Source organism: Hydrogenobaculum sp. Y04AAS1 (assembly GCF_000020785.1).
GTDB lineage: Bacteria > Aquificota > Aquificia > Aquificales > Aquificaceae > Hydrogenobaculum.
Map to the genome: position 1 here is coordinate 11,617 of NC_011126.1, position 24,678 is coordinate 36,294.

The 24,678-nt window shown below is 34.6% G+C and carries 29 protein-coding genes and 1 tRNA gene; 7 read left to right on the forward strand and 23 right to left on the reverse strand.

Annotated features, from left to right (window positions below; all coding sequences use genetic code 11):
* Positions 1 to 220: 220 nt before the first annotated feature.
* Positions 221 to 883 carry a phosphate signaling complex protein PhoU gene (gene phoU, locus HY04AAS1_RS00070; protein WP_012513061.1) on the forward strand — a complete coding sequence of 221 codons (663 nt, stop codon included), beginning with the start codon at positions 221 to 223 and terminating at the stop codon, positions 881 to 883.
* Positions 843 to 2,639, forward strand: coding sequence for a HAMP domain-containing protein (locus HY04AAS1_RS00075; protein WP_012513062.1), 1,797 nt, complete (start codon positions 843 to 845; stop codon positions 2,637 to 2,639). Before phoU ends, HY04AAS1_RS00075 begins: the two co-directional genes overlap by 41 nt.
* On the opposite strand, the gene HY04AAS1_RS00080 is transcribed toward HY04AAS1_RS00075, so the two are convergent.
* Positions 2,629 to 3,768, reverse strand: coding sequence for an MFS transporter (locus HY04AAS1_RS00080; RefSeq protein WP_012513063.1), 1,140 nt, complete (start codon positions 3,766 to 3,768; stop codon positions 2,629 to 2,631). The genes HY04AAS1_RS00075 and HY04AAS1_RS00080 overlap by 11 nt on opposite strands.
* Positions 3,765 to 4,736, reverse strand: a complete 972-nt coding sequence (gene nadA, locus HY04AAS1_RS00085) for a quinolinate synthase NadA (protein ID WP_012513064.1) — start codon at positions 4,734 to 4,736, stop codon at positions 3,765 to 3,767. Before nadA ends, HY04AAS1_RS00080 begins: the two co-directional genes overlap by 4 nt.
* 110 nt (positions 4,737 to 4,846) lie before the next feature.
* On the opposite strand from nadA, the gene HY04AAS1_RS00090 reads away from it, so the two are divergent.
* Complete coding sequence (locus HY04AAS1_RS00090) at positions 4,847 to 5,785, forward strand: ribose-phosphate pyrophosphokinase (RefSeq protein WP_012513065.1); 939 nt, start codon at positions 4,847 to 4,849, stop codon at positions 5,783 to 5,785.
* An 18-nt stretch (positions 5,786 to 5,803) separates the two neighbouring features.
* Positions 5,804 to 5,896: transfer RNA gene (locus tag HY04AAS1_RS00095), tRNA-Ser, on the forward strand.
* A gap of 9 nt (positions 5,897 to 5,905) precedes the next feature.
* Here HY04AAS1_RS00095 and HY04AAS1_RS00100 read toward each other — a convergent pair.
* The 6 genes from HY04AAS1_RS00100 to HY04AAS1_RS00125 form a co-directional block, all read right to left on the reverse strand.
* The gene (locus HY04AAS1_RS00100) at positions 5,906 to 6,625 is read right to left on the reverse strand and encodes a pseudouridine synthase (RefSeq protein ID WP_012513066.1); all 720 of its coding nucleotides are present in this window, start codon (positions 6,623 to 6,625) and stop codon (positions 5,906 to 5,908) included.
* Entirely contained in the window at positions 6,622 to 7,170 is a 549-nt protein-coding gene (gene folE / locus HY04AAS1_RS00105) for a GTP cyclohydrolase I FolE (protein ID WP_012513067.1), read from the reverse strand. The genes HY04AAS1_RS00100 and folE overlap by 4 nt, the downstream gene beginning before the upstream one ends.
* 79 nt (positions 7,171 to 7,249) lie before the next feature.
* A complete protein-coding gene (gene panB, locus HY04AAS1_RS00110; RefSeq protein ID WP_012513068.1) occupies positions 7,250 to 8,047 on the reverse strand; it encodes a 3-methyl-2-oxobutanoate hydroxymethyltransferase in 798 nt (265 codons plus the stop codon).
* Positions 8,037 to 9,164 carry a peptide chain release factor 2 gene (gene prfB, locus HY04AAS1_RS00115; RefSeq protein ID WP_012513069.1) on the reverse strand — a complete coding sequence of 376 codons (1,128 nt, stop codon included), beginning with the start codon at positions 9,162 to 9,164 and terminating at the stop codon, positions 8,037 to 8,039. The genes panB and prfB overlap by 11 nt, the downstream gene beginning before the upstream one ends.
* Before the next feature lies 1 nt (position 9,165).
* Positions 9,166 to 9,378, reverse strand: a complete 213-nt coding sequence (locus tag HY04AAS1_RS00120) for a heavy-metal-associated domain-containing protein (protein WP_012513070.1) — start codon at positions 9,376 to 9,378, stop codon at positions 9,166 to 9,168.
* Positions 9,379 to 9,534: 156 nt separating this feature from the next.
* A complete protein-coding gene (locus tag HY04AAS1_RS00125) occupies positions 9,535 to 10,269 on the reverse strand; it encodes a hypothetical protein (RefSeq protein WP_012513071.1) in 735 nt (244 codons plus the stop codon).
* 117 nt (positions 10,270 to 10,386) lie between these two features.
* Between HY04AAS1_RS00125 and dnaJ the strand changes: the two genes are divergently transcribed.
* Together dnaJ and HY04AAS1_RS00135 are read left to right on the forward strand one after the other, a co-directional pair.
* On the forward strand, positions 10,387 to 11,541 hold the full coding sequence (gene dnaJ / locus HY04AAS1_RS00130) for a molecular chaperone DnaJ (protein WP_012513072.1): 1,155 nt from the start codon (positions 10,387 to 10,389) through the stop codon (positions 11,539 to 11,541).
* A complete protein-coding gene (locus tag HY04AAS1_RS00135; RefSeq protein WP_012513073.1) occupies positions 11,531 to 11,926 on the forward strand; it encodes a helix-turn-helix transcriptional regulator in 396 nt (131 codons plus the stop codon). The genes dnaJ and HY04AAS1_RS00135 overlap by 11 nt, the downstream gene beginning before the upstream one ends.
* Before the next feature lie 28 nt (positions 11,927 to 11,954).
* Here the strand turns inward: HY04AAS1_RS00135 and HY04AAS1_RS00140 are convergent, their stop codons facing one another.
* From HY04AAS1_RS00140 to HY04AAS1_RS00165, 6 genes are read right to left on the reverse strand one after another with little or no spacing between them, the layout of a single operon-like run.
* The gene (locus HY04AAS1_RS00140) at positions 11,955 to 12,248 is read right to left on the reverse strand and encodes a cupin domain-containing protein (RefSeq protein ID WP_012513074.1); all 294 of its coding nucleotides are present in this window, start codon (positions 12,246 to 12,248) and stop codon (positions 11,955 to 11,957) included.
* A complete protein-coding gene (glmU, locus tag HY04AAS1_RS00145) occupies positions 12,241 to 13,626 on the reverse strand; it encodes a bifunctional UDP-N-acetylglucosamine diphosphorylase/glucosamine-1-phosphate N-acetyltransferase GlmU (protein WP_012513075.1) in 1,386 nt (461 codons plus the stop codon). Before glmU ends, HY04AAS1_RS00140 begins: the two co-directional genes overlap by 8 nt.
* Positions 13,627 to 13,635: 9 nt before the next feature.
* A complete protein-coding gene (locus HY04AAS1_RS00150) occupies positions 13,636 to 14,538 on the reverse strand; it encodes an amino acid--tRNA ligase-related protein (RefSeq protein WP_012513076.1) in 903 nt (300 codons plus the stop codon).
* Complete coding sequence (queC, locus tag HY04AAS1_RS00155) at positions 14,535 to 15,185, reverse strand: 7-cyano-7-deazaguanine synthase QueC (protein ID WP_012513077.1); 651 nt, start codon at positions 15,183 to 15,185, stop codon at positions 14,535 to 14,537. Before queC ends, HY04AAS1_RS00150 begins: the two co-directional genes overlap by 4 nt.
* A gap of 3 nt (positions 15,186 to 15,188) precedes the next feature.
* Positions 15,189 to 16,811, reverse strand: a complete 1,623-nt coding sequence (locus HY04AAS1_RS00160) for a methyl-accepting chemotaxis protein (RefSeq protein WP_012513078.1) — start codon at positions 16,809 to 16,811, stop codon at positions 15,189 to 15,191.
* Positions 16,801 to 17,688: a tetratricopeptide repeat protein gene (locus HY04AAS1_RS00165; RefSeq protein ID WP_012513079.1), complete on the reverse strand. Its 888-nt coding sequence runs from the start codon at positions 17,686 to 17,688 to the stop codon at positions 16,801 to 16,803. The genes HY04AAS1_RS00160 and HY04AAS1_RS00165 overlap by 11 nt, the downstream gene beginning before the upstream one ends.
* An 82-nt stretch (positions 17,689 to 17,770) precedes the next feature.
* On the opposite strand from HY04AAS1_RS00165, the gene HY04AAS1_RS00170 reads away from it, so the two are divergent.
* Positions 17,771 to 18,187 (forward strand): putative metalloprotease CJM1_0395 family protein, encoded by a 417-nt coding sequence (locus HY04AAS1_RS00170; RefSeq protein WP_012513080.1) that lies wholly within the window; start codon positions 17,771 to 17,773, stop codon positions 18,185 to 18,187.
* 378 nt (positions 18,188 to 18,565) lie between these two features.
* Here the strand turns inward: HY04AAS1_RS00170 and HY04AAS1_RS00175 are convergent, their stop codons facing one another.
* The 9 genes from HY04AAS1_RS00175 to HY04AAS1_RS00215 form a co-directional block, all read right to left on the reverse strand.
* Positions 18,566 to 19,390 carry an alpha/beta fold hydrolase gene (locus tag HY04AAS1_RS00175; protein ID WP_012513081.1) on the reverse strand — a complete coding sequence of 275 codons (825 nt, stop codon included), beginning with the start codon at positions 19,388 to 19,390 and terminating at the stop codon, positions 18,566 to 18,568.
* Between the two features lies 1 nt (position 19,391).
* Positions 19,392 to 20,753 carry an aminotransferase class III-fold pyridoxal phosphate-dependent enzyme gene (locus HY04AAS1_RS00180; RefSeq protein WP_012513082.1) on the reverse strand — a complete coding sequence of 454 codons (1,362 nt, stop codon included), beginning with the start codon at positions 20,751 to 20,753 and terminating at the stop codon, positions 19,392 to 19,394.
* Positions 20,701 to 21,393: an MtnX-like HAD-IB family phosphatase gene (locus HY04AAS1_RS00185; protein WP_041307939.1), complete on the reverse strand. Its 693-nt coding sequence runs from the start codon at positions 21,391 to 21,393 to the stop codon at positions 20,701 to 20,703. Before HY04AAS1_RS00185 ends, HY04AAS1_RS00180 begins: the two co-directional genes overlap by 53 nt.
* A complete protein-coding gene (gene tpx, locus HY04AAS1_RS00190) occupies positions 21,390 to 21,896 on the reverse strand; it encodes a thiol peroxidase (RefSeq protein WP_012513084.1) in 507 nt (168 codons plus the stop codon). Before tpx ends, HY04AAS1_RS00185 begins: the two co-directional genes overlap by 4 nt.
* A 77-nt stretch (positions 21,897 to 21,973) precedes the next feature.
* Positions 21,974 to 22,873: a 5'-3' exonuclease H3TH domain-containing protein gene (locus HY04AAS1_RS00195; RefSeq protein ID WP_012513085.1), complete on the reverse strand. Its 900-nt coding sequence runs from the start codon at positions 22,871 to 22,873 to the stop codon at positions 21,974 to 21,976.
* Entirely contained in the window at positions 22,874 to 23,368 is a 495-nt protein-coding gene (locus tag HY04AAS1_RS00200; RefSeq protein ID WP_012513086.1) for a bifunctional nuclease family protein, read from the reverse strand.
* 118 nt (positions 23,369 to 23,486) lie between these two features.
* Entirely contained in the window at positions 23,487 to 23,756 is a 270-nt protein-coding gene (locus HY04AAS1_RS00205) for a hypothetical protein (RefSeq protein WP_012513087.1), read from the reverse strand.
* A gap of 3 nt (positions 23,757 to 23,759) precedes the next feature.
* A complete protein-coding gene (locus tag HY04AAS1_RS00210) occupies positions 23,760 to 23,984 on the reverse strand; it encodes a hypothetical protein (RefSeq protein WP_012513088.1) in 225 nt (74 codons plus the stop codon).
* A gap of 10 nt (positions 23,985 to 23,994) precedes the next feature.
* Positions 23,995 to 24,675: a 2-oxoacid:acceptor oxidoreductase family protein gene (locus HY04AAS1_RS00215; protein ID WP_012513089.1), complete on the reverse strand. Its 681-nt coding sequence runs from the start codon at positions 24,673 to 24,675 to the stop codon at positions 23,995 to 23,997.
* Positions 24,676 to 24,678 lie beyond the last annotated feature (3 nt).

The window sequence follows — 24,678 nt, forward strand, 5'->3', positions numbered from 1 at the left end:
AACATTTTTTGTTTTTGTTTGTCAAGAGCTAACTTAAATTTTTGCATTGAAGTCTATGTAGATACAAAGTTTTTTATATAATTATTATACATATTTTACACTATACCTAAACATATATTCAACTATATGGTGTTTGGTTAATGTTTGAGTGTTTGTTTTGTTAAAAGCTAAATACAAAAAATTAACGAAATCTTAACAAAAATATTATAATATTTAATGTATGAAGTTTTTTGAAGAATTGGAAGAGACAAAAAAAGAGCTTATAAAGATGGCTTCTATGGTGCAAACTGCCATAGAAAAGGCGATGAAGTCGCTTCTTGATCAAAACGTAGATTTAGCCGAAGAGGTGATAAAAGGAGACGACGATATAGACACTATGGAAGTTAAGATAGAACAAGATTGTATAAGGATGGTAGCCCTTTATCAGCCAGAGGCTAGCGACCTTAGGTTTGTAATGGGAGTGTATAAAATTGTATCGGATCTTGAACGTATGGCGGATGAAGCAGAAAACGTAGCTCAAAGATCTATACTTTTATCTCAAGAGCCACCTTTAAAACCTTACATAAATCTTACCATGATGTCTGATATAGCAAAAGAAATGGTTAGTGATAGCGTCATAAGTTTTTTACAAAAAGATACGGAGTTAGCCAAAAAAGTCATTCAAAGGGACGATATGGTAGATGAGCTTTATCATCAGCTTGAAAGAGAGCTCATCACATATGTTATGGAAGATCAGCGCAATATAAAAAGGGCTATATCTTTGGAAATGGTGGCAAGACATTTTGAAAGAATAGCCGATCACGCTGAAAACGTATCAGAGATGGCTATATACTTGGTGCAAGGTGAGATGGTTAAACATAAACACATTCAAGAAAAAAGTTAATTTAGTTTTAGGGCTTTTAGCATTATCAATAGTCTTAACCTCAAATATAGGTTTTGTACTAAATTTAAAACATAACCCCTCTATAAATATATACGCTTTTCTTGCTATCATCAATATAAACCTTTTTGCTCTTTTACTGGCTAGTGTTATAATATTTAGAAAATTTATAAAATTATATTACGAAACCAAGAAAAAAACCTTACGTACAAAAATAACCACCATAATACTCCTTTATATGTTTTTACCAATATCTCTTATGATGTTTGCATCAAGCTTTGTGATAGTAGAAAGCGTTAAAACCTTTATAAGCGATAAGACCAAGCTTGTTTTAAGAACATCTATAAAACTTTCCAAAGAGATCGAACAAAGCCAATATGAAAAAGCTATTCTTTATAGAAATTTTTTGAGTAGGTTGGTTTTTTATGAAGACCCTTATTCTCTTGTAAATCATTTTGATATAAGGGCTGTGCACGAAGTATCTGATTGCGACAATCCCATTGTAGAAAATCAAAAATCTTACAGCATATGTATAATGAAAGGAGACAAAGCGTATGTATTTGTGGTAGGTAAAGATGCTAAGCTTGAAAAATCTTCAAAAGCCTTAAACCGCTTTGCCAAAGAGTTTATTGTGCTTGTAAAAACAAGAGATATCTTAAATGGAAACTACGTTGCTTTTATCGTGATATTGGCTCTTATGGTGGTGCTTTTTACCGTTTGGTTTGGTATATTTTTAGCCCGTCATATATCAGAGCCCATTGAAGAACTATCGGAAGCTGCTAAAACTTTGGCAAAAGGTGACCTCGATACAAAACTACCAACTCCACGAACCAACGACGAATTATCAGAACTAATACAAGCTTTTCAATATATGAAAGAAAACCTTAAAAAGCTCTATCAAGACCTTATAAAAGAAAAAGACCAGCTAAATAAACTCCTTGACAACATACCGATAGGTGTAGCTTACGTAGACAAAGACTACAATGTAATAAGAGTAAACAAAGCATTTTTAGATATGTTTGGAAACACCGATATAAAAAATTTAGATTTTAAAGATAAAAACATAAGACAAGATATAATAGAACTCTCAGAAAACGAAAAAATCTTTATCTTTGAAGATGTAAGCCCTATGGTAAACGCTCAAAGGCTTTCTGTTTGGAAAGAAACCGCCCAAAGAGTAGCCCACGAGCTAAAAAACCCCCTTACCCCTATAAAACTAAACATAGAAAGGCTTCTTAGAATATCAAAAAATCATCCAGAAAAACTCCAAGATACCATAAACGCCGTAGGAGATATAGTCTTAAAAGAAATAGACAAGATATTAAAACTTCTTCAAGATTTTAAAGACTTTTCAAATATAGAAATACTTGATAAATCTACTCAATCTATAAAAGATGCAATCTTAGAAGCAATAGAGCTTTACAAACCCTATAGCGTAGATTTTGAGATAATAGGAGACAATATTTTGGAGTTTGACAAAGAAAAGATAAAGATCGTGTTTATGAACCTCATCCAAAACAGCATAGAATCTAAAAGCACCAAGATAAAAATAGAGATAAAACCAAAGGAGATTATATACCAAGACAACGGCGAGGGTATAAAAGAAATATCCAAAATCTTCTTGCCTTATTATTCTAGCAAACCCACTGGCACAGGTCTTGGTCTTAGCATCGTAAAAGCCATCATACAAAAACATGGCTGGGATATAAAAGCCCTTCCCTCAAGTGCTGGGGCTTTGTTTGTGATAACTATACCCTAACGTATAATTTTTTGTTATACAAATACCAAACTACCGAAAATATGATACTTAAAACACTTTCTATCTTAAAAGCCAAAGACAAATTTATAAAATGAGATAGTATACCTATTATAAGGTTTGCAAAAAGTGTGGCGTTTGCCACAGAAAATCCATATATCCCATAAGCTTTTGAGCGTTTTTTTACACCGTATAAACTCACCAAGCTTCTACCTACTATTTCATAAAAGGCGTTAAAAAGACCAAAAACCAAAAATCCTATGTAAAAATTTAGACTTGCACCAAACTGAGCTATAGCCAATATCAAAAGCGTGACACTAAATAAAGCATGTTTGTTTTTAATGCTGTCGTAAAGTTTTCCAACGGGTATGCCAAAAAGCGTATATATAAGGTTAAATATCACATACCCAAGGGATATATCAAAAAAAGACAGGTTTGAGGCTTTTCCTATGAGTATATAAAAAGCGTAGCTAAAGTTTGTACTAAGACACAGAAATATTACAAGAGAGAATATGTAAAAATCTTTTGATATAGCCTCTTCTTTTTTTGTAAGTTTTAAATCCCTTGGAGGTTCAAAGACAAACAAAAGTGGCACAATGGCCAAAAAAGCCGGTATAAGAGCTATGATGATAAGATGTTTTATGGAACTCTCATTAGAACCAAACCTATAAAAAAACCGAAGCACAAAAAGACTTCCTACAAGAGCCCCAAGTGTGTCAGCGGTTCTATGTATACCAAAGGCAAGCCCTGTTTTTTCTTTTTTTACAGATAAAGATAAGAGTGCATCTCTTCCGGGGCTTCTTATAGCTTTTCCTACTCTATCTAAAGATCTTCCTAAAAGCACAAAAAACCATGTGTTTAGGACTATACTTGATATGTATAAACTCTTTGATATGGCAGAAGTAAGGTATCCTCCTATTATAAGAGGTTTTGCCTTTAGTTTGTCCGCTAAATCCCCGCTAAAAATCCTTAAAAAGTTTGATAAAAACTCTGAAAGCCCTTCTACAATACCTATATCAAACGTAGATGCTCCAAGTATAGTAAGTAAAAGCGGTAAAATTGGAAATATAATTTCAGAAGATGCATCTGTGAGAAAACTCGTTAGGCTAAATAGCCATATGTTTTTGTTCATTTAGATAATTCTAGCATACGTTCTATGGGTTTTTGAGCTTTTAATATGATATCCTCTGGAAGCGTTACTTCGTTTATCTCATCTCTTAGGGTGGTATAAAGGTTTGCAAGCGTCACACCTTTCATAGTGCAGCAATAAACCGGCGAACCGCAATAATGCATAGCCTCAGGGAAAATATAATTTTTAGTGGGGTCTTTCTTTTGAAGTACATATTTTAGGCCTACTTCTGTTATAACGATGATATCTTTATGAGGGGTTGTGGTGGCAAAGTTTATAATCTGGCTTGTACTTCCTATAAAATCAGCGTTTTCTAAAACCTTTGGATTGCACTCTGGATGAGCTGCTACCACAGCGTTTGGATAGCGCTCTTTTAGGGCTTTTAAATCAGAAAGGCCAAACTCATAATGAGGTGGGCAAAAACCTTTCCATATGATAATCTCTTTATCTGGGACATTTTTCTTTACCCAGTTTCCAAGCCCCATATCTGGCACAAAGATTATACGCTTTTGCTCTAATTTTGATACAATCTTCACTGCGTTTGCAGAAGTGACACATATATCTGATACTGCTTTTACCTCAGCGGATGTATTTACATAGCTCACCACCGCTGCATCAGGGTATTTTTCTTTTAGTTCTAAAACTCCTTGGACTGTAGCCATGTCTGCCATAGGGCAACCAGATTCTGGATTTGGATGTAGGACTTTCTTATTGGGATTTAGGATTTTTGCAGTTTCGCACATAAATCTTACACCGCAAAACACTATGATATCTTTATCCGTTTGCTGGGCTTTTCTTGAAAGTTCCAAAGAATCCCCTACAAAATCAGCCAGATCTTGGACTTCCGGTCTTTGGTAGTAATGAGCAAGTATAACAACACTTTTTTTAGCTTTTAGCTCTTTAATTTTTTCTATATAATACTCGTTGGGTAACTCTACTGAAACTGGTTTTTCAATAGTTAACGTATCCATAATAATAACCTACTCATATAAAAGTTTATTTACAATAACTTATCTCATAATCATAGAAATTTATTTGGTTTATAATACTAAAATCCTGAAACTTTTATAGGAGTTTAGAAATGGGTATACCGATTAAGCTTATTGCCGGTTCGTCAAATATGAAGTTAGCTCAAGAAATATCTGAATATCTTGATATACCATTATCAAAAACACTTCTTAGTAAATTTAGCGATGGTGAGATAAGAGTGCAGGTAGAAGAATCTATGAGAGGTGGAGATATATTTGTTATACAATCGTTATCGGCTCCTATAAACGATCACATTATGGAGCTTGTACTACTATTAGATGCTATTAAAAGAGCGTCTGCTTATCGTATAACCGCTGTAATACCTTATTTTGCCTATGCAAGACAAGATAGAAAAGATAAACCACGTGTTCCTATAAGCGCTAGAGTGCTGGCTGATATGATTACAACAGCGGGAGCCCAAAGGGCTGTGATAATGGATTTACACTCCCCTCAAATTCAGGGCTTTTTTAATATACCAGTGGATAATCTCTTGGCTTTACCGGTGCTTTACGATTATATAAAATATAAAGTAGATTCTCCCAACACTGTTATAGTATCCCCAGATGCTGGTGGTGCTGAAAGGGCAAGGCAGCTTGCCAATAAGCTTGGGTGCAATATCGCCATCATATACAAAAGAAGACCAGAACCAAATAAAGCGGAAGTATTTGACGTTATAGGAAACGTAGAAGGCAAAGATGCCATCATAATAGATGACATTATAGATACGGCAGGTACCTTGGTGGCTGCTACCAACATGCTTATAAACAAAGGAGCAAAATCTGTTAGAGCGCTAACTACTCACGGTGTTTTATCTGGACCAGCATTAGAGCGTATAAACAACTCTATATTAGAAGAGGTAGTATTAACCAACACCATATGCCAACAAGGTAAAGAATCTAGCAAAATAAACATAGTAAGCATAGCTCCAATAGTAGGTGAAGCTATAAAGCGTATATATGAAAACTCTTCAGTGAGTTCTTTATTCGTATGATATAATATAAAACCCTTAGGATGGGTGGCCGAGTGGTCGAAGGCGCACCGCTGGAAACGGTGTGAAGGGTGATGAGCTCTTCCGCGGGTTCGAATCCCGCCCCATCCGCCACTTGAAACTTTACGCTTTATAGTGTAGGGCTTCAAATAGAAGTTTTATTTCTGCTGGTTTTAAATGTCTCCATTTACCTTTTGGCAAATTACCAAGAGAAATAGGGCCTATCGCTGTTCTTATAAGATGTTTTACAGGCTTTTTAAAAGCTAAGAAAAACCTTTTTACAAGATGGTTTTTACCTTCATGGAAAGTTATTTCTATGTTTGCACCATTTTTAAATCTTTTTAAAAGCTTCAAACTATCTGGTTTTACAAACCCATCCTCTAGCCTTACGCCCCTTTTCATCTTTTCCAACGTTTCATCATCTATCTCGCCTTTTATAGTGGCTATATATACTTTTGGTAGCTTGTATCTTGGATGTATTATTCTGTTTGCCAACTCTCCGTCGTTTGTAAGTATCAAAAGCCCTTCTACGTTGTAATCTAACCTTCCAGCTGGATATACTCTAACGCCCACATCTTTTATTAGTTCTCTTATGGTGGGCTTTTCTTCTTTTTCTCCCAAAGACGTGAGATAGCAGCATGGTTTATTTAGTATTATATATACTGGTTTTTGAGCTTTTACTATGCGCCCTCTAAACTCTACTATATCCTCATCTGGATTTATAGTAGTACCAAGCTCTTTTACTATATTGTTGTTTACCTTAACGTAGCCTTTTTCTATATATTCATCTGCTTTTCTTCTAGAGCATACCCCAGCCAAAGATAAAAATCTATTTAACCTCATTGTCTTATGAGTTTAAAAAACTCCTCCTTTGTTCTAATATCGCTTAAAAAGTTTCCCCTTAAAGAGGAAGTGACGGTGCAATGTCCTGGTGATCTTACTCCTCTCATAGACATGCAAAGATGCTCTGCCTCTATTACGACACCAACTCCCATTGGTTCTAATTCTTTTTGGACTATATCGGCTATTTCCTCTGTAAGCCTTTCTTGGACTTGTGGTTTTAAAGCCATAGCCCTTACCGTTCTTACAAGTTTAGATAGCCCACATATCTTTTTGTTTGGTATATATGCTATGTGAGCTTTGCCAAAAAACGGTAAAAGATGATGCTCACACATGCTATAAAAAGGTATATCCTTTACTATAATCATTTCAGAATAGTTGCTGTACTCTTCAAAAAGCTTAAAATCAAAGGACCTCTCTTTTTCAAATTCCTCCCACATCTTAGCGACTCTTTCTGGAGTTTCTTTTATGCCTTCTCTTGTGATATCTTCTCCTATACCTTCTAAGAAGAGTTTTATACCTTCTATAATCTTCTCTTTGTCAATCATTTTTAAAACCTCGCACTAAAATTTCTGCTAAATATATTAGATCTTAATATTACTATCAATGGGTTTTCTCATGAAATATTTAGTAAATATGTTCTTCTGATGGAAATATGTTTTCTTCAACTTCTTTTTTATAGCTTTTTATAGCTTCTAAAAATATCTGATAGCCGTTTGCATATCTTTTCACAAACTTTGGTTTCATAAAATCCACAAGACCAGCGATGTCCTCAAACACAAGCACTTGTCCATCGGTACTGCCTCCAGCACCTATCCCTATTGTTATAACGCTTTCAGAATGAAGTTCTTTTGCCAAAGAATCTGGTATACTTTCAAGCACCACCATAAAAGCCCCAGCCTCAGCTACACTGTTAAAGTCCTCTTTTATGATATTTTTTTCTTTTTCAGTTTTACCAATAAATCTAAACTTTCCTATAGTGTTTATCCACTGAGGTGTAAAGCCTATATGAGCGCACACGGGAATACCTATCTTTGTAAGTTTCTCGATAAGAGGTGCAAAATAGCTCCCACCTTCAATTTTTACAGCGTCAGCTTTTGTTTGTTTTATAACGTTGCCGCAGTTTTTAACAGCTTCATCCATGGAGCTTTGATAGCTCATAAAAGGCATATCCACTATAACAAACGTATTTGGAGCCCCTCTTTTTACCGCTTTTGCGTGATATATCATTTCTTCTAAAGATACTCCAAGGGTGTTTGGCTCTCCTTTAAACACCATGCCAAGAGAATCCCCCACTAAAATGGTATCAATGCCAGCTTCTTCGCAAATTTTAGCTGATATGTAGTTATTTAGAGAGACCATTGTGATTTTTTGTTTATTTTTTTTCTTTTTAAATAAAAGCTCTATATTTAATTTATTGGTCATCTTCTTGATTGTCAAAAGAAAGTTGGTTTAGAGCCTTCTTTCTTAGGTAAGCTTCTATAAAGTTGTCTATTTCGCCATCCATTACAGCCTCTATATTACCGGATTCTTCACCGGTTCTTAAGTCTTTTACCAGTTGAGATGGTTGGAATATGTATGATCTTATTTTATAGCCCCATCCTATATCTGTTTTTGGTCCTTCTAAGCTTTTTTTCTTTTCTTCTATCTTTTGAAGTTCTAACTGATAAAGTCTTGCTTTAAGCATTTCCATAGCTTTTCTTCTATTTTGTATTTGAGAGCGCTCTTGCTGACAGGCTACTACTATACCAGTTGGTATATGAGTTATTCTAACGGCTGTATCCGTTTTGTTTACATACTGACCACCAGCTCCAGAGGCTCTATAAGTATCTATCCTCAGGTCCTCTTCTTTTATTTCTATATTTACATCTTCGTTAACCTCTGGTACCACAAGCACAGAAGCAAAAGATGTATGTCTTCTGGCGTTGGCATCAAAAGGCGATATCCTTACAAGCCTATGGACACCGTTTTCAGATTTTAAATAACCGTAAGCATAAGGTCCTTTTATATAAAGGGTGGCGCTTTTTATACCGGCTACATCGTCTGGATTTATATCTGTAAGCTGTACTTCATAACCATGTTTTTCTGCCCATCTTGTGTACATTCTAAGAAGCATGCTAGCCCAATCGCAAGCTTCCGTTCCACCTGCCCCAGCCTGTATTGTGAGATAGGCGTTGTTTATATCCATCTCATCAGAAAGGTAAGTCTCAAGCTCAAATTTCTTTAAATCTTTTTCTACAGCTTCTAACTCTTCGCTTATCAGTAGCGTTGTATCTAAGTCTTCTTCTTTCAGTTCGCTTACCATTTCATCTAAATCTTTTATACGGCTTTTAAGAGATGTGTAAGTATTTAATTTGTCTTGAAGAGCTTTCCTTTTTTGACTTATGCTTTTGGCTTTTTCTTGATCGGACCAAAAATCTGGTTCTGACATCATTTGGTCGTACTTTTCTATTTCTTTTTTTATCTTTTCTTCATCTATAGAAGAAGACAATTCTTCGAATCGCTTTTTTATATCAGAAAAGCTACTTACTATTTCTACCATATTACTTTATATCTACTACTTTGTACCCCCATTCTTCAATGGCGGATTTTATATCGGCTTCTGAGAGTTTTGTCTCGTCGTACTCTACCTCTGAGTATTTTTTGTCTAGCTTTGTATCGAAGCTTTTAACCCCTTCTAAAGCCCCGATTGCTTTGTTTACAGTATTAACGCAGTGCATACATGTCATGCCTTCTATGTAAAATAACTTTCTCATAATATATATTATAATCTTAAAAGCCAAACAAGTATATAAATATTATCATAAGATATAGCTTTTAGTAAAATATGTTGAAATCTTTTATAAACAATGATATAAAGTACTAAGGCTGTTCTAAATTTACTCTACTCACGTAGAGTCCGTCCCACCAGCCTAATGTGGAACTAACCTACTTGCTACCCTCTCCACGTTCCCTGAGACTAGTATAGTCTTTAAGGAAGAGTACTCCCTATTAAAAGGTTTCCCCAGGATCGGGATCACAAGAGCTACTCTCAAAACTTGCCAAGCTTTGTTAGTCTGTTCGAGATTCCTTCCATTGGCTCCCTTACAGAAACTTGGCTCGCTTTGAAAGCTTTGTATAGATTTAATGTCTCCTAATACAGCCCATTTATCATTTTTACTACTTATTTGCCTTTTAACTTTTAACCATATCCATTTACGTGGTTGTATATTTACTCTTAAATATAGTTCATCATTTTTCTTTTCAAAACGTAATAGTCTGTTGCCTTTATCTGTGTTGTTAGCAGTTCCTATGCTAATTAGATTATACTTCCTGTTTTGTCTCCATTGTTCTTTTAGTTTTTCTCTTTGTTTTCCTTGTAAATGGCTTTTGCACAATTTTTCAAATATTTCTCTGTTTCCAAATACAATGGTTTCATGTTCTTTGTTAATTGATTTTGCTTTATTTATTGCACTAGGTATATACCTTGTTGGTAAACTTGGAAATTTCTCTCTAATCAAATGGTATATATCTTTATCTGTATAGCCTTCTCTTATCCTGTTATATGCATATCTAACAGCTGATGATTGGAGTTTCATTAGGTTTTTCAATATCTCTAAGTCTTCTTTACTATTTTCAATAAGCTTGAATCTTAATGTTATATACATAGTTAACAATATAACATATAAGTTGATTTTTATCTCTGATTTATATTAGAGATTGATTTTTATAACAGCCTCATAAAGTACTTGACAATAATAAGCTAATATTTTATAATATTAAGTATGAAGAAAGATTACTATGAAATTTTAGGGGTAAGTAGAAACGCTACTCAAGAGGAGATTAAAAAAGCGTATCGTAGACTGGCTAGGAAATACCATCCAGATTTCAACAAAGAACCAGGGGCAGAAGAAAAATTTAAGGAGATAAACCAAGCTTATCAGGTACTTTCTGATGAAAATAAAAGAAAAGTTTACGACCAATTTGGAGAAGAAGGTTTATCTGCTAGCATGGGACAACAGGGCGGGCAAGAAGCGTGGACGAGAGTAAACGCTGATTTTGGAAACTTAGAAGATTTGCTAAGAGATGTGTTTGGTTTTGGAGATTTGTTTTCTGAAGATATATTCACTGGCGGTAGAAAGTCAAGAAGCTCTTCAAGACAAAGGCCTATAAATGGAGAAGACATTGTAAAAACCGTAGAGATGACATTAGAAGAAGCCTACACTGGCAAAAAGGTAAATTTAGAGGTAGAAAAAGGTGTACCTTGTGATGCATGTGGAGGCTATGGATACGATAAAAACTCTGAAAAGGTATGTCCTACCTGTAAAGGGAGTGGAAACATAAATCAAAGAGCTATGTTTTTCTCTATATCTACCACCTGTCCCCAATGCGGTGGTAGCGGTTACATAAGGGAAGCTTGTAAAAAGTGCAAAGGACAATCTTATATCTTCAAAAAAGAAGTTATCCCTGTAAACATTCCACCAGGTGTTGATAATGGTACAAAGCTTGTGGTAGATGGTAAGGGGCATGCGGGGCTATTTGGTGGAAGACCTGGCAACCTCTACGTGATAACCAAAATATTACCCCATGAAATATTCAAAAGAGAAGGTGATGATTTGTATATAGATGTAAATATAACTTATCCAGAGGCTGTTATGGGCACTACGATAGATATAAAAGATTTAAAAGGGGACAATATAAGAGTAGAAATACCGCCCGGTACGAAAGAGAGCGATAAAATAGTTGTTTCTGGCAAGGGTATGCCAAAATTAAAAGGTGTTGGCTATGGTAACCTTGTTGTAATACCTCATATAGATGTACCTAAGTTTAATATGCTTTCAAAGATTATGGGTGATGGCAAAAAAGCTGAAAAACTATTGAAAGAACTTGATAAACTTTTACCAAAACCTGAAAGGGTAGTGAAGAACTATGAGCGCTGAAAGAAGAACCAAAGCGGTGTTTACTATAGGTACTGTAGCTAGAATGTATAAAATTCACCCTCAAACTCTTAGGCTTTACGAAAGAGAAGGTCTTTTAAAACCTTCTAGAACCGAAGGCAATACAAGGCTTTATACAGAAGAAGACCTTGAGCAGCTGGAGTTTATCCTTATGCTGGCAAGAGACCTGGGGGTAAACATAGCCGGTATAGATGTTATATTAAACATGAAAAGGCAAATGGAAGAGATGCAAAAAGGTATTGAGCTTTTAATAGATATAATAAAAAAGATAAGAAGTGAGAATGTAAACTCTGAAGACGTTGACAAAGCTATAGTGCTTATGAACAATTTAAACAAAGGTATTATAAAATTTACTAAAAAATCTTAGAGTGGTTTACCATTTATTAAATGCTTGACTACTTACTCCCGCAAACGTATCTTACACCTTTATCTGTTTTAGCCCAATGAGGCGTGTTTGGTGCAAGTATGACCTTGTCTCCTGGTAAAAGCTTAAAAACCTTATCTTCAACACCTATTTCTACTTCTCCAGAGACCACCCATCTTACTTCTTCTTGCTCATGAGTATGCCAAGGGTAGTGTGTGCCCTCAGAGTCTTGCCATGTATAAACATCGTAGCCTTGTTGTTTTAATATATCTTTTATCGTTTCTTCATCTTTTATGTTAGTTTTTTCAAAGATAACTTCACTCATCTTTAACTTTTGACTTATCTTCTAGTATTTTTAGCTCTGCTCTTTCTATAGCCAAAGCTTTTGGTGGTATATCTTTTGTTATTACAGAACCACCAGCTATAAAAGCGAAATCCCCTATATTTCTTGGAGCTATTATAAGGGAATTACTACCTATGAAAGCTTTTTGTCCTATGTAAGATTGATACTTTTGTTTGCCGTCAAAGTTTGCTACCACTGTCCCAGCCCCTATGTTGGTCTTTTTGCCTATGTTTACATCCCCAAGATAAGAAAGATGCTTCGCCATTACATTTTCTTGAAGTTTTGCATTTTTTAGTTCTACAAAGCTACCCACGTGAGAGCCTTTACCTACCACAGAGTTGTCTCTTATATGACACATTGGGCCTACAATAGCTTCTTCTTCTACGGTTGAGTTTTTTATGTAGCTCATAGGAAGCACGGTGGCTTTTTCTTTTATGGTAGCATTTTCAAGATAGCTTCCATTCATAACCTTTGCTTTTTTGTGTATAACTGTATTGCCTTTTAAAACAACGTTTGGAAATATTTCAGCGTCTAATTCTACTTGTACGTCAGGTTCTATATAAACAGATTCTGGCGAGTGTATGGTAACACCTGATCTTGCAAGATTTTCCAATATTCTCATTTTTATAACGCTTTCTGCAAAACTAAGTTCCCATCTATCGTTTACACCAAAAATTTCTGTAATCTCAGAAGCCATGAAACTTCTGCATGTATAACCAAGATTTGTCATAATCTCTATTATATCTGTGATGTAAAGCTCGTTGGTTTTTTCGCTTGGTTTTAAGTGTTTAACAGCTTCTTTTAGATATGGTACATAAAACATATAAACACCACCATTTACTTCGTTTATTTGTTTTTGTTCATAGGTGGCTTCTTTTTCTTCTACTATTTTTATTACGTCTCCTTTACCATTTTTTACTATTCTCCCATAACCTGTTGGGTCTGGTAAGAAAGAAGACAATACCAAAGCTCCCACTTTTATCTTTTCATACTCTTCTACCATGTGTAAAAATCTTTGCATGCCTTTTATGGTATCTGGTTTTACCAAAGGAGCATCGCCATTTGTAACCAATATGTAATCGTCCATACCTTCAAAAAAAGCTTTTGCTGATAAAAGAGCATCTGCAGTGCCACCTTTTGGATTTGCTTGTTCAAAAAACGATACGTTTTCATGCTTTAAAGCTTCTATGATGCTCTCTTTTTTGTGGGATACAACTAAAGCTATATCTACTATGTTAGATTGTTTTATATAGTTTAGCACATACCAAATGATAGGTTTGCCAAGCATTTCATGTAGTACTTTGTGTTTTTCGCTTTTAAACCTAGTGCCTAAGCCAGCTGCAAGTATTATCGCTTTCATATCTATATTTTAACCCACAACTCCCATCTTCGTAGCGTAAAAATAAAATAATCTTTCTATACCTATCGAATATCCTGTATAAGAAAAATCATTGTGATAGTCTTTGACAAGTTTTTCCTTATCTTTTATAGGTTTGTAATTAGATGCGTTTTCTACGATATCTTTTATTTTTTCATGGTTTGTTTCTTCTATCCAGCCGTTTGCTATTTCAACCCCATCTATAAAAAGCTCAAAGCGCTTTGATACACCATCTTTACATGTTGACAATACACCTAGTTTACAAGGGAAATCTGTTAAAAACTCTATTTGGCTTTTACCAAGTTTAGGTTGCATATGTACCATCATTTTATCTATTAGCTCTTCCCACGTATCGCTATCATCAAAGTCGTATCCAAAAGATATGAGGTTGTTTTTAAGTATATCTTCATCTTCAGAAAAAATGACTCCAAGGTATTCCTCGAATGCCTTTTCAAAGGGTGTAAGCTTTGGTTTTGTTAATATACATTTTATATTTTCTCCGAAAAGCTCAAAAATAAGCTTAGATATCTCGTTTATTGCATCTTTATTCTCAACGTTATAGCATTCTAACATTGTAAACTCTATGCTGTTTAAACTACCGCATTCTTCGTCTCTAAAGACTTTTGCTATTTGGAATATATTTGATTTGTAAGTTTTTAAAAGAGCTTTCATAGATCTTTCTGGGGATGTATGAAGATACGCTTTTTCTTTTTTACCGCAGTAAGTTATATCTATCTCCACTGGTTTTATGTATTTCTCTAAATTTGGCTCATCTTGGATGTATGGTGTAAAAACTTCTGTGTAGCCTATTTTTTTGTAAAAACCTCTTATCTTGTCTATAAACTCTTCATAAAGTTTTTGGGCTTTTAACGGTAAAGAAAAAATATCTATCATAAAATACCTTCCAATGCTTCTTTTCTTTGAATACAGGTAGCGCATTCTCCGCAGGGAGGTTCTGTGCCTTCATAACAGCTATAAGTTTTATCAAATGGTACACCAAGAGTTTTGCCAAGCTTAGCTATATCTTTTTTAGAAAAGCCTAAAAACGGAGCGTAAACGTATATTCTTTTTTTAGTTTTTACTACAAAAGAAGAACCTGCGTTGATGGCAGCTTCAGCAGAGGTTATAAATTCTGGTCTACAATCCGGATAAGGTGCATCCACAGCATGTACAGCTATACCTATATTCTCTATACCAAGCTCATCCGCTATGCCTGAGGCTATAGCCAGAAAAGTAAGATTTCTCATCGGTACATAGGTTATAGGTACATCTTCTTGATAGCTTTCTTTTGGTATTTCTTTTTTGGAGACGCTTAAGAGTGGTGAGTGGAAGTTAATCTCTTTGTAATGTGGTATTTTTACAATAAAATGCTCCTTTATACCTACCATATTTGCAAGTTCTTTTGCGTACTTTAACTCTACTATGTGTTTTTGACCATAATCAAAAGATATAGCGTAAGCATCCTTAAACTTTTTTTTTGCTTCCCATAAAAGCGTAGCAGAATCCATTCCGCCAGACAAAAGCACTAAAATATTAGACATACCCTACACCTTATACTTTTTAAGCGTGTTTCCCAGGTTTGCACTTGCGTTTGCCATTTCTTCTATACTTTCTGATAAGTCATTTATAATCTTGTTAATATTGGAAGATATTGTATTTAAAGAGTTTACAGAATTTTGAATTTCTTTTATAGTTTGAGCTTGCTCCTCTGTGGCATTTGCTATTTTGTCAGATATCTCCGCAGACAAGTCTGATATGTGTAATATGTTTTCATATTGCTTTACTAAGTTTTCCATTTGTTCAGCGCCTGTTTTTATAGCTTCTGCTATTGATGTGGTAAGATTTGATATATTTTTAGCAAAACCGCCGGTCCTTTCTGCTAATTTTTTTACCTCATCTGCTACTACTGCAAAACCTCTCCCTTGTTCTCCTACTCTCGCTGCTTCTATCGCTGCATTTAAAGCTAGCAGGTTTGTTTGTTCTGCTATAAAAAGGATATTTTCTGTAATTACATCTATTTGTTTTCCCATCTGTTCTATAGTTTTTACGGCTTCCTGGGTTTTTAAAAGCTCTTTCTTTCCTATTTCTAAGCTATTTATTACTTCTTTTGTAATATTTTTAGCTTCCTGTGTATTTTCAGCTATAGAATTTATGGCTATAGATGTTTGGTCGGTGGCGTTTTTGATATGCTCTACTTGATCTGTTAGAAGTGCCTTTGAATCATCTAAATCCATGCTTATGCCAAATATTTGGGCTTGTACCTCTGCCATGTGTTCTACGCTATTTTCTATATTCTTAAAGGCTTCTTTTAACTTGTCCATAGATATGTTTACGAAATCTATAAGGTCTTTTATGTCGCCTTTGGATTCCAAATCTATCTTTTTTGTCAAATCTCCCTCCGATATATTGTAGAAGACTTCTTTTATGCTTGATATAGCTTTGTTTATCTCGTCCATAAAAATAGCCAAAGACTTTGCAATAATCTGTATTTCACCTTTAAACTTGTTTATATCAAAAGATACGCTTAATTCCATTTTGTCCGTAGTTTCTTTTATGAGGTTCTCTAGATTCTCTACGTCGTTTTGGATGCTTTTTTGCATAAAATAATTAAAGATAATTAAAAACGCTACCACGCTCATTATAGCGATGAATATGTATTTTGTAATAGAATCTATATGATTTTTAATGTATAACTCTTTTTCTGATATGGAAGAAGCATTAGCTTTTATAAGCATATCAAAGCGTTTTCTTAGTGGAACCCATATCTTACTTTGAACCTCTATGCTTTGTCCTATGTAGTAATTTTGATTGTTGGTGTTTATGTTGCTCACAACTTCATTTGTAAAAGCTATAAAATTGTTTAGATAGCTCTTCAAAGTTTCGTCTTTTATAAACTTCAATTTAGTGTTTATATTTTTTAAAGCGTTGTTGTACATGTTGTGTGCTTTTTGGTCTTGTGGGTTTAACATTATTGTGGTATATGCATTTTTTAGCGTTAGCACATCTGTTAAAAGTTTGTAAAGCTCAACTTCAGAATGTGATATACCTATGTACGTATCTATGTTTTGCTTTATATTGTTGTCCAATATATATAGTATGCCTTGAGCTACAAAAGCTCCTAAAATCATAAAAACCTGTATAATCCAAAGTTTTGCTTTAATACTCACTAGCTACCTCCTCTGATGATAGATTTTTTTGTATAGAGTTTGCTAAACCTTTAGCTCCTATTTCATTTGCAAGTTTTAAGGCTTTTTGGTAATAAATCATTGCTTTATCGCTTTCATTTTTGTTATCGTAATACCAGCCCATATATTGATAACCAACTGCTTCCCAGTATTTGTTGCTGTTTACTAAGTTTAAACCCTTTTGTATGTATGTTTTTGCATCTTTAAAATCTAAAAGCTTAAGATACAAAACACCCATATTTAGATAAGTGGCGCCTTCGTGAATTTTATCACCTTTTTCATCGAAAGCTTGGGAGGATTTCTCGTAATATAGAAGAGCCTTGTGAGGGTGGTTTAAATCTGCATAACAAAGGGCTATGTTGTTTAGTATGGTGGGACTTTGAAGGTCTTGTTTTAAGGCTTTTTTATAAAACTTTATTGCGGAATTGTAATAGCCTTCCGAATAAAATATATGAGCTATATTTGAGAGGTTGTCTACTATTCCGTTGCTATCTCCAAGAGACTTTGCTAATTTATAAGCTTTTGTATAGTTGTCTAGTGCTTTTGATTTGTCGCCAATCATGTCGTAACTAACACCCATGTAGTTGTAAAGTGCTTCTTTTTGATAACGAGTGTTTGCGTTTTTTGTGGCATTTTTCAAATAAGGTATAGCATATTTTGGCTCTCCTAAGGCAATGTAAGACATGGCTGCGCACATGTTGTAATTAAAATCGTATTTGTTCCATCTAAGAGATTTATTTGCCAAGTCTATGGCTTTTTGATAGTCTTTAGATCGGAGCAAGTTTATGCATTGCTCAGCATCGGCGTAAGATATACCAACAAAAAAAGTCACTATAATTAAGAGTTTATATAACTTCATAAAAATATTTTAACAGCAAAGACTTTGTTATATTATGATTTTAATTGTAGATTAAGTATAAATTGTATTTATAATAGATTTTATGATAGGGGCTATTAGCTTTCCTATTTTATCCAAAAGCGATAAACCTACAAGTCAAAGAAGTATCCAAACACAGCAAGAGATAAATCAATTAAAGGCTATAGATCGAGATGTTAGGGCTCATGAAATGGCTCATAAGATAGCCGGTGGAGATTTAACTGGTCCAATAAACTATAAGTATGTAATAGGACCAAACGGTAAAAAATATGCTGTGGGTGGTGATGTGAGTATAGATGTTTCACCAGGTCCTACCCCTCAAGCTACGATAAAAAAGATGGAAAGAGTTATAAAAGCAGCTTTGGCACCCGTAGACCCATCTGCTCAAGATAGAGCTGTAGCTGCCCAGGCTCAAATGATGTTAGAACAAGCTCAAATGGAGTTACAAAAAGAAGGTTCTAATATATCTGTATACGCTTGATATTGTGCTTTAGCATTTTTAGAAGCTATTGAGTTGATTTGCCTGTTCATTAACGCTGAAACGCGGGTTGCACCGCTCTAGTGTGCTAACGGCATTTCTCTAAGCTATGGAGTGTAAATGACCGTTCATTAGATTTGAAATGCGCTAATAGCGCTCTAGTGTGCTTTAGGCATTTCTCGCATCTCCTGTGCGGCTTTGTTCGTTCATTAACTACGAAACGCGGTTACACCGCTCTAGTGTGCCAATGGCATTTCTCTGAGCTATGGAGTGTAAATGACCGTTCATTAGATTTGAAATGCGCTAATAGCGCTCTAGTGTGCTAACAGCATTTCTCTAAGCTAATGAGTGCCTGTGCCTGTTCTTTTGATCTATCTCTGTCTACGCTTGATATACTTCTAATTTTTGATGCTTTCTTTCTGTCAAAAAGTTGAAAAAATTTATTGTTTCACTTGAAACTATGTCTTTTTCGTTGTCCATAGTTACGATGTGATAGCTGTTTGAAAGCTCTATAAATTTTTTAATTTTGCTTGGTGCTTTTTCATATATAAAAATTGTTCCTTTTATAGAAGACAAATCGTCTTCTTTTGAATGAATTAAAATAAATGGCGCTTTTAAAAGGTGTATATGTTTTTTGATGTATTTTGCCATTCGTTTTAGTTCTACTATAATGGGCGCTGGTATTTTATCGTATGCTATGGCTTCATTTTTCTCAGATTTCATCATCTGTATGATTTTTCTTCGCATGGCTTCATTTTTTATGCCAAAGGGTTCTTTTTCTTTCCAGTAGTAAATATATTTTAACGGTGTATAAAGTCCAAGGGGCAATAGAAATCTATACCAAGGTATTGCCCATCCATCTATACCCATGGCTGGTGCCCAAGAGCCAACCCCATCTATATCAGGAAACTCCATACCAAGCATAAGAGAAAGCATACCACCTACGCATAGTCCAGCTACAAAAACTTCGTTGTATTTAGCTTTTAAATCAAGGTAAAAGTCTTTGGCAAACTCATAAAGATCTTCCCATTTAGTTTTTTTAAGCTCTTCAAGGCTAGAACAATGGCCAGGTAGTATTGGGAAATATACATCGTAATTTGCCTTGGCAAAATCTCTGGCCACCCATCTTAGTTCTAAAGGCGTACCAGTAAGTCCATGAAGCAGCAAAACCGCTCTTTCGTTGTTGTTTTTTATAGAAAGCTCCATATTATATTACCCTTTTAAAAAGTTGGTCTAAAAGCTCTATAGCCATATCTATTTCTTCGTTGGTTATTTCCAGAGACGGTGCAAGTGTAAAAACGTTTTTATAATAACCTCCTACATCCAACACTAACCCATATTTTTTACCTTTGTAATCAAGATCTCCTTTTAGACCTTCTTCCAATATCTTATCCGTTAGGGCTTTTGAGGGTGTAAAACCATCATTTTCACATATTTCAATTCTAAGAGCAAGTCCTATACCGTCTACGTCCCCTATATTTTTATATTTTTTCTTTAGGCTTTTAAGACCTTCTAAAAACTTATCGCCTTTTTGTTTTACAATAATTTCATAGTCTTTTTCTTCTAATATATTCATAACTTCTACTCCAGCTCTTACTCCTATGGGGTTTGAAGAAAACGTGGAATGAGTAGAACCGGCTGGCCATATTTTAGTGTTTATAAGCTCTTCTTTTGCCCATAATCCAGACAGTGGATTCATGCCGTTTGTTAAAGACTTCCCAAATACAACGATGTCTGGCTTAACATCGTAATGCTCTATACTCCACAGTTTACCAGTTCTGTAAAATCCCATCTGGATTTCATCATCTACCAAAAGTATGTTAGCTTGGTCTAATATTTTTTTCAACCTTTTAAAATATTCTGGTGGGGCTTTTACATAACCTCCGGTACCTTGAATGGGTTCTATATAAAAGGCTGCATATTCACATTCGTTGGTTTTTGGATTGTATATAGAGTAATATTCTGATTCGAAAAGCTTTTCAAACTCTTTTACACAATAATAATCGCAAGTTTCTAAATTTTTGCCGTAAGGGCATCTGAAACAATAAGGAAAAGGTACGAAAAGCGCCCTGTCGCCAAAATGTCCAAATCTTTCTCTATACCTATAGCTAGATGTGATAGCTGTTGCACCTAGTGTTCTGCCGTGATATCCTCCCATAAAAGCGAAGTTTAAATTTTTCTTTTTGTAATTTCTTACAAGCTTTAAACTATCTTCTATTGCTTGAGAACCACCTACGTTGAAATGCACTCTACCTTTTAGATTAAATCTTTTTAAATTAGCATCTACTATCTTCTTTGATAAGACTACTTTTTCCTCAAAAAGAAATTGAGAGGCCAGTTGTCCCATTTTGTCCATCTGGTCTTTTATGGCGTTGTTTATACGCTCGTTTTTGTATCCGAAATTACAAGCGCTGTACCACATTTGTAAATCTAAATATGGTTTGTTTTCTTCATCATAAAGGTAAGATCCTTCTGAAGCTTTGAAAATTTTTGGAGGGTTTAGATAATGTACCGTATCACCCCAAGAGCAAACTTCTTGTTCTATCGATAGTATTTCCTCTTTCTTCATGTAAATTCTCCAATACAAAAGGTAATTGATTTATTATATCTTCAAAATATGAAAAGCTAGTGAAATGACTAACGTTTTGAGTTTTTAGAAAGTTTAAGAGTTTACCTTTGGCAAATACAAAATCAGCGTTTTTAGAAGGGCAAAAATCAGACATACCATCGCCTATATATATTGTCTTATTATCTTTTAGCTTTTGCACAAGATGGCATTTGCAAACCCCAAGCTGGCAATCTTTTTGTGAATATCTGTAAAGGGTTTTAAATTTTTTGTTTATAAAATAAAGGTTGTTGGCATATATTCCATCAATTTTTTCTAAATGATCTTTTAATATTTTTTTTATGAAAAGCCTAAAACCATCGCTTAAGATGTATACTTTAGCGTTAAAATTTGATTTTACATAATCCAAAAATTTTATAAAGCTTTTATCTATATATACATCGGACAGAAAATCTTCCAGTTGATCTTTTGTTATGTTTACTAGGGACATCTGTATATCAAGACACTCTTTAGAGTTTATCTTACCTTCTTTCCATAGCTTTTCAGCTTCTAGCCATTCTTTAGATGCGAAGCGCTCCAAGAGCGCATCTACAGTATCTTGGAGCGTTATAGTGCCGTCAAAATCACAAAAAAATGTTGTTATTTTAGACTCTCCAGAGCTTTTAGTACATCGTTGTAGTCTGGTTCTGACGTGATTTCTGGCACTAGTTGAAAATATTTTATAGTGCCATCTTTACCTACTATAAAAATAGCTCTAGCCAAAAGCCCTTGCAACGGACCTTCCGATATAAGTATGCCGTAAGCTTTGCCAAAATCTTTGTTTCTAAAATCTGAAGCTACGGCTATGTTTTCCACTCCTTCAGTGGAGCAGTATCTTTTTGATGCGAAAGGTAAATCCATGGATACAACCGTAGTATCTACATCTTGCATTGAGCCAACAGCTTCGTTAAACTTACGGGTTTCCGTAGCGCATACTGGCGTGTCCAAAGATGGGACAGCTATTATTAGCTGAACTTTGTCTTTAGCTCCACCTATCTTTTTGGTGGATAAGTCTGTTAGCACAACTTCTACTTCAGGAGCTTTATCTCCTACTTTTATATCACCTGAAAGTGATACATCGTTTCCTTTTAATTTGGTTTTGAGCATGCTTTACCTCCTAAGGTTTTGCCTATAAACAATAAGTTTTTTTAGCTTTTATTACAATGATTATAAGCAGTTTTAATTTAAAAAAGCGTTTTTTGAGTTCTTTTCTCTGAAGATTTTTCTTTAAATATTGTATTTAAATCCTTTATTAAGCTTTTCATATTAAAAGCCATAAAGAATTCTTCTACTTTTTTTAGGTCTATATTGTAAGATATTTTTAAATCTTTTAAATGTATATTTATCATATTTAATATCTCTTCTGTGTTTAATTTAATAAGCTTGTAAGCTAACTCCAGATCCTCTTTTGAAGCCTCTTTAAAAGTTTTTTGTATTTCGTCCCAGTTATTTAATATGTTTTCTATAGAACCATATTTTTCTAAAAGCTCAACAGCTTTTTTAGGACCAACACCTTTTATACCTTTTATATTGTCTACGCTATCTCCGATAAGAGCAAGATAATCTGCCAGTCTTGAAGGTGGTACGCCAAATTTTTCTATTACCGCTTCTTCGTCAAACACCTTGTTGGTGATAGGGTTTATTACAATTATTTTTTTATCTTCTACAAGCTGCATTAAATCTTTATCTGGTGTGTAAATCGTAAGATTTTTATTCCATTCTTTTGATTTATGAGCAATGTAGGCTATTATATCGTCTGCTTCTAAACCTTCTTTTTCTAAAAGCCTTATACCAAGCAAATTTATCGCTTGTTTTATAAGGGGTATTTGTGAAACAAGCTCGCTTGGGGTTTCTTTTCTAGTGGCCTTATACTCTTTGTATATCTTATCTCTAACTGTTGGGGCGGGTAAATCAAAAGCTATAGCAAAATATTCTGGTTTCTTAGCTTTTAATATAGAAAATAAAGCTCTTATAAATCCATAAAAAGCACCAGTTTCTACGCCGTCTTCGGTTTTCAAAGAAGGTAAAGCATAATAACTTCTATATAAAAATGCAGAACCATCTAAAACGTATATTGTATCCATTTATATATTTTTTTCAAAATCCTCTGGTTTTATATTTTCAATCCAGCTTCTTAAATCTTCTTCTGTTACGTTTAAGTCATCTTGAATTTCTATATCGGCACTGTTGCTAAACAGATCTCTATTCACATAGATTGGCGCATCAAATCTAAGAGCTATATTTATAGCGTCGCTGGGTCTTGAGTCTATAGCTAGTTCTTCAGTTGGTTGTTTTGAGTTTTGTAGATGAATCGTAGCTATATATGTATTGTTTTCCATGGAGTCTATTGTTACCATCTTTACCGTATATCCTGTGCTTGTCAAGATATTTTTTATAAGATCGTAAGTCATAGGTCTTGGAGAATCCATACCTTGCATATTCATTACGATGTTGTTGGCTTCAAAAACTCCTATCCATATAGGTAAAGCTAGATTATCATCCTCTTTGGATTTCAAAACCACTATAGGCATTTGAGATATAGGATCTATTCCCATACCGCTAACGTAAACTTCTACCATTTTTAAAAACCTCCTTATTGAAAATAATAGTTATTTTTTGATAAAAATCAAGTGGTATAAAGATAAAAGATTTTGACATTGCGGCTGTCCTTGTTGGACAGCCTTTATATATATTACTTTATTCTCCGCTATACTCTACTGAATCGATTTCTTCCATGAACTGCTCTGTTTGAAAAACTATAAACTTTGCTATTTCATCGTCTGACTTATCTGAAAGCTCTTCCATTACGTCTATCGTTTTTTGGTGTTTTGATCCATTTTCAGTGGTATATGTTACTTTTACACAAGGGGGATTCGCTCCCTCCTCGCATACTTCCATATCAAGAGATGGATCAGAAAGCATTTTTGATACTTTAAATATTATGTTTTCTATCCTTTTTTTATCCATACATCAATCCCCCGTTGTCATCATCACCATCTCTATGCAATTTCTCTTGAGAAGGTCTGAGCACACATAAACACATATGGCGCATCCTTTGCATCTGCTATAATTCACCCATGCTACGTGTTTTTCAGAGTTATACATAAGAGTATTTGGTTCTGGGCAAAATAGTACGCATTGTTTACAGTTGTATTTAGCGCACTCAAACTCTTTAACATCGGCTACGTAGTACATTTATGCCTCCTTAAACAGTGATTTCTTCCAATATCCATCCATTCTCTTCAGCCATTCTAAAAGCTTCTTTTATAACTTGCATATTCTTTTCCAAGAGTTCTACCTTCTTCTTGAACTTCTTTTCTATGGCGCTGTCCAAAGAAGCTGTACCACCGGAAGCTACAAACGTATTACCCAAGAACCTTTCTTTTACAGCTTGCTCTATATATTCAAAGTCTACAAGTCTTGTTATCCCAAAGAAAAGACCAATCATAGCCATATTTGTGGCAAGCTCTGTTCCTGCTATATCAAGGGCTATCTTTGTGGCTGGAAAGTTTATTACTTTTGTATTGAGCTTTTCCAATATAGCGTGATCTTCTTCTGGTATTATATCTACATCGGTGTTTATAATAACAAGTCCATCGGGTTTTAGACCAGAGTAAAAGGGCATCGTATAAGACTTACCGTGTGTTATAACTTGTGGATGGTAAATCATTATTACGTTTGGATAAACCACTTCACCCACTTCGTATATGGGTTGATCGGAAGCTCTAACGTAAGCCTCCACCGGTGCCATACGTTTCTCAGAACCAAAAAACGGTACTAAAGAGGCATATTTGCCGGCAGCCGACATAGCGTTACCTAGAATGTGAGCAGAGGTCACAACCCCTTGACCACCAACACCAGCTATACGCATGTTGTACCTTTTCATATA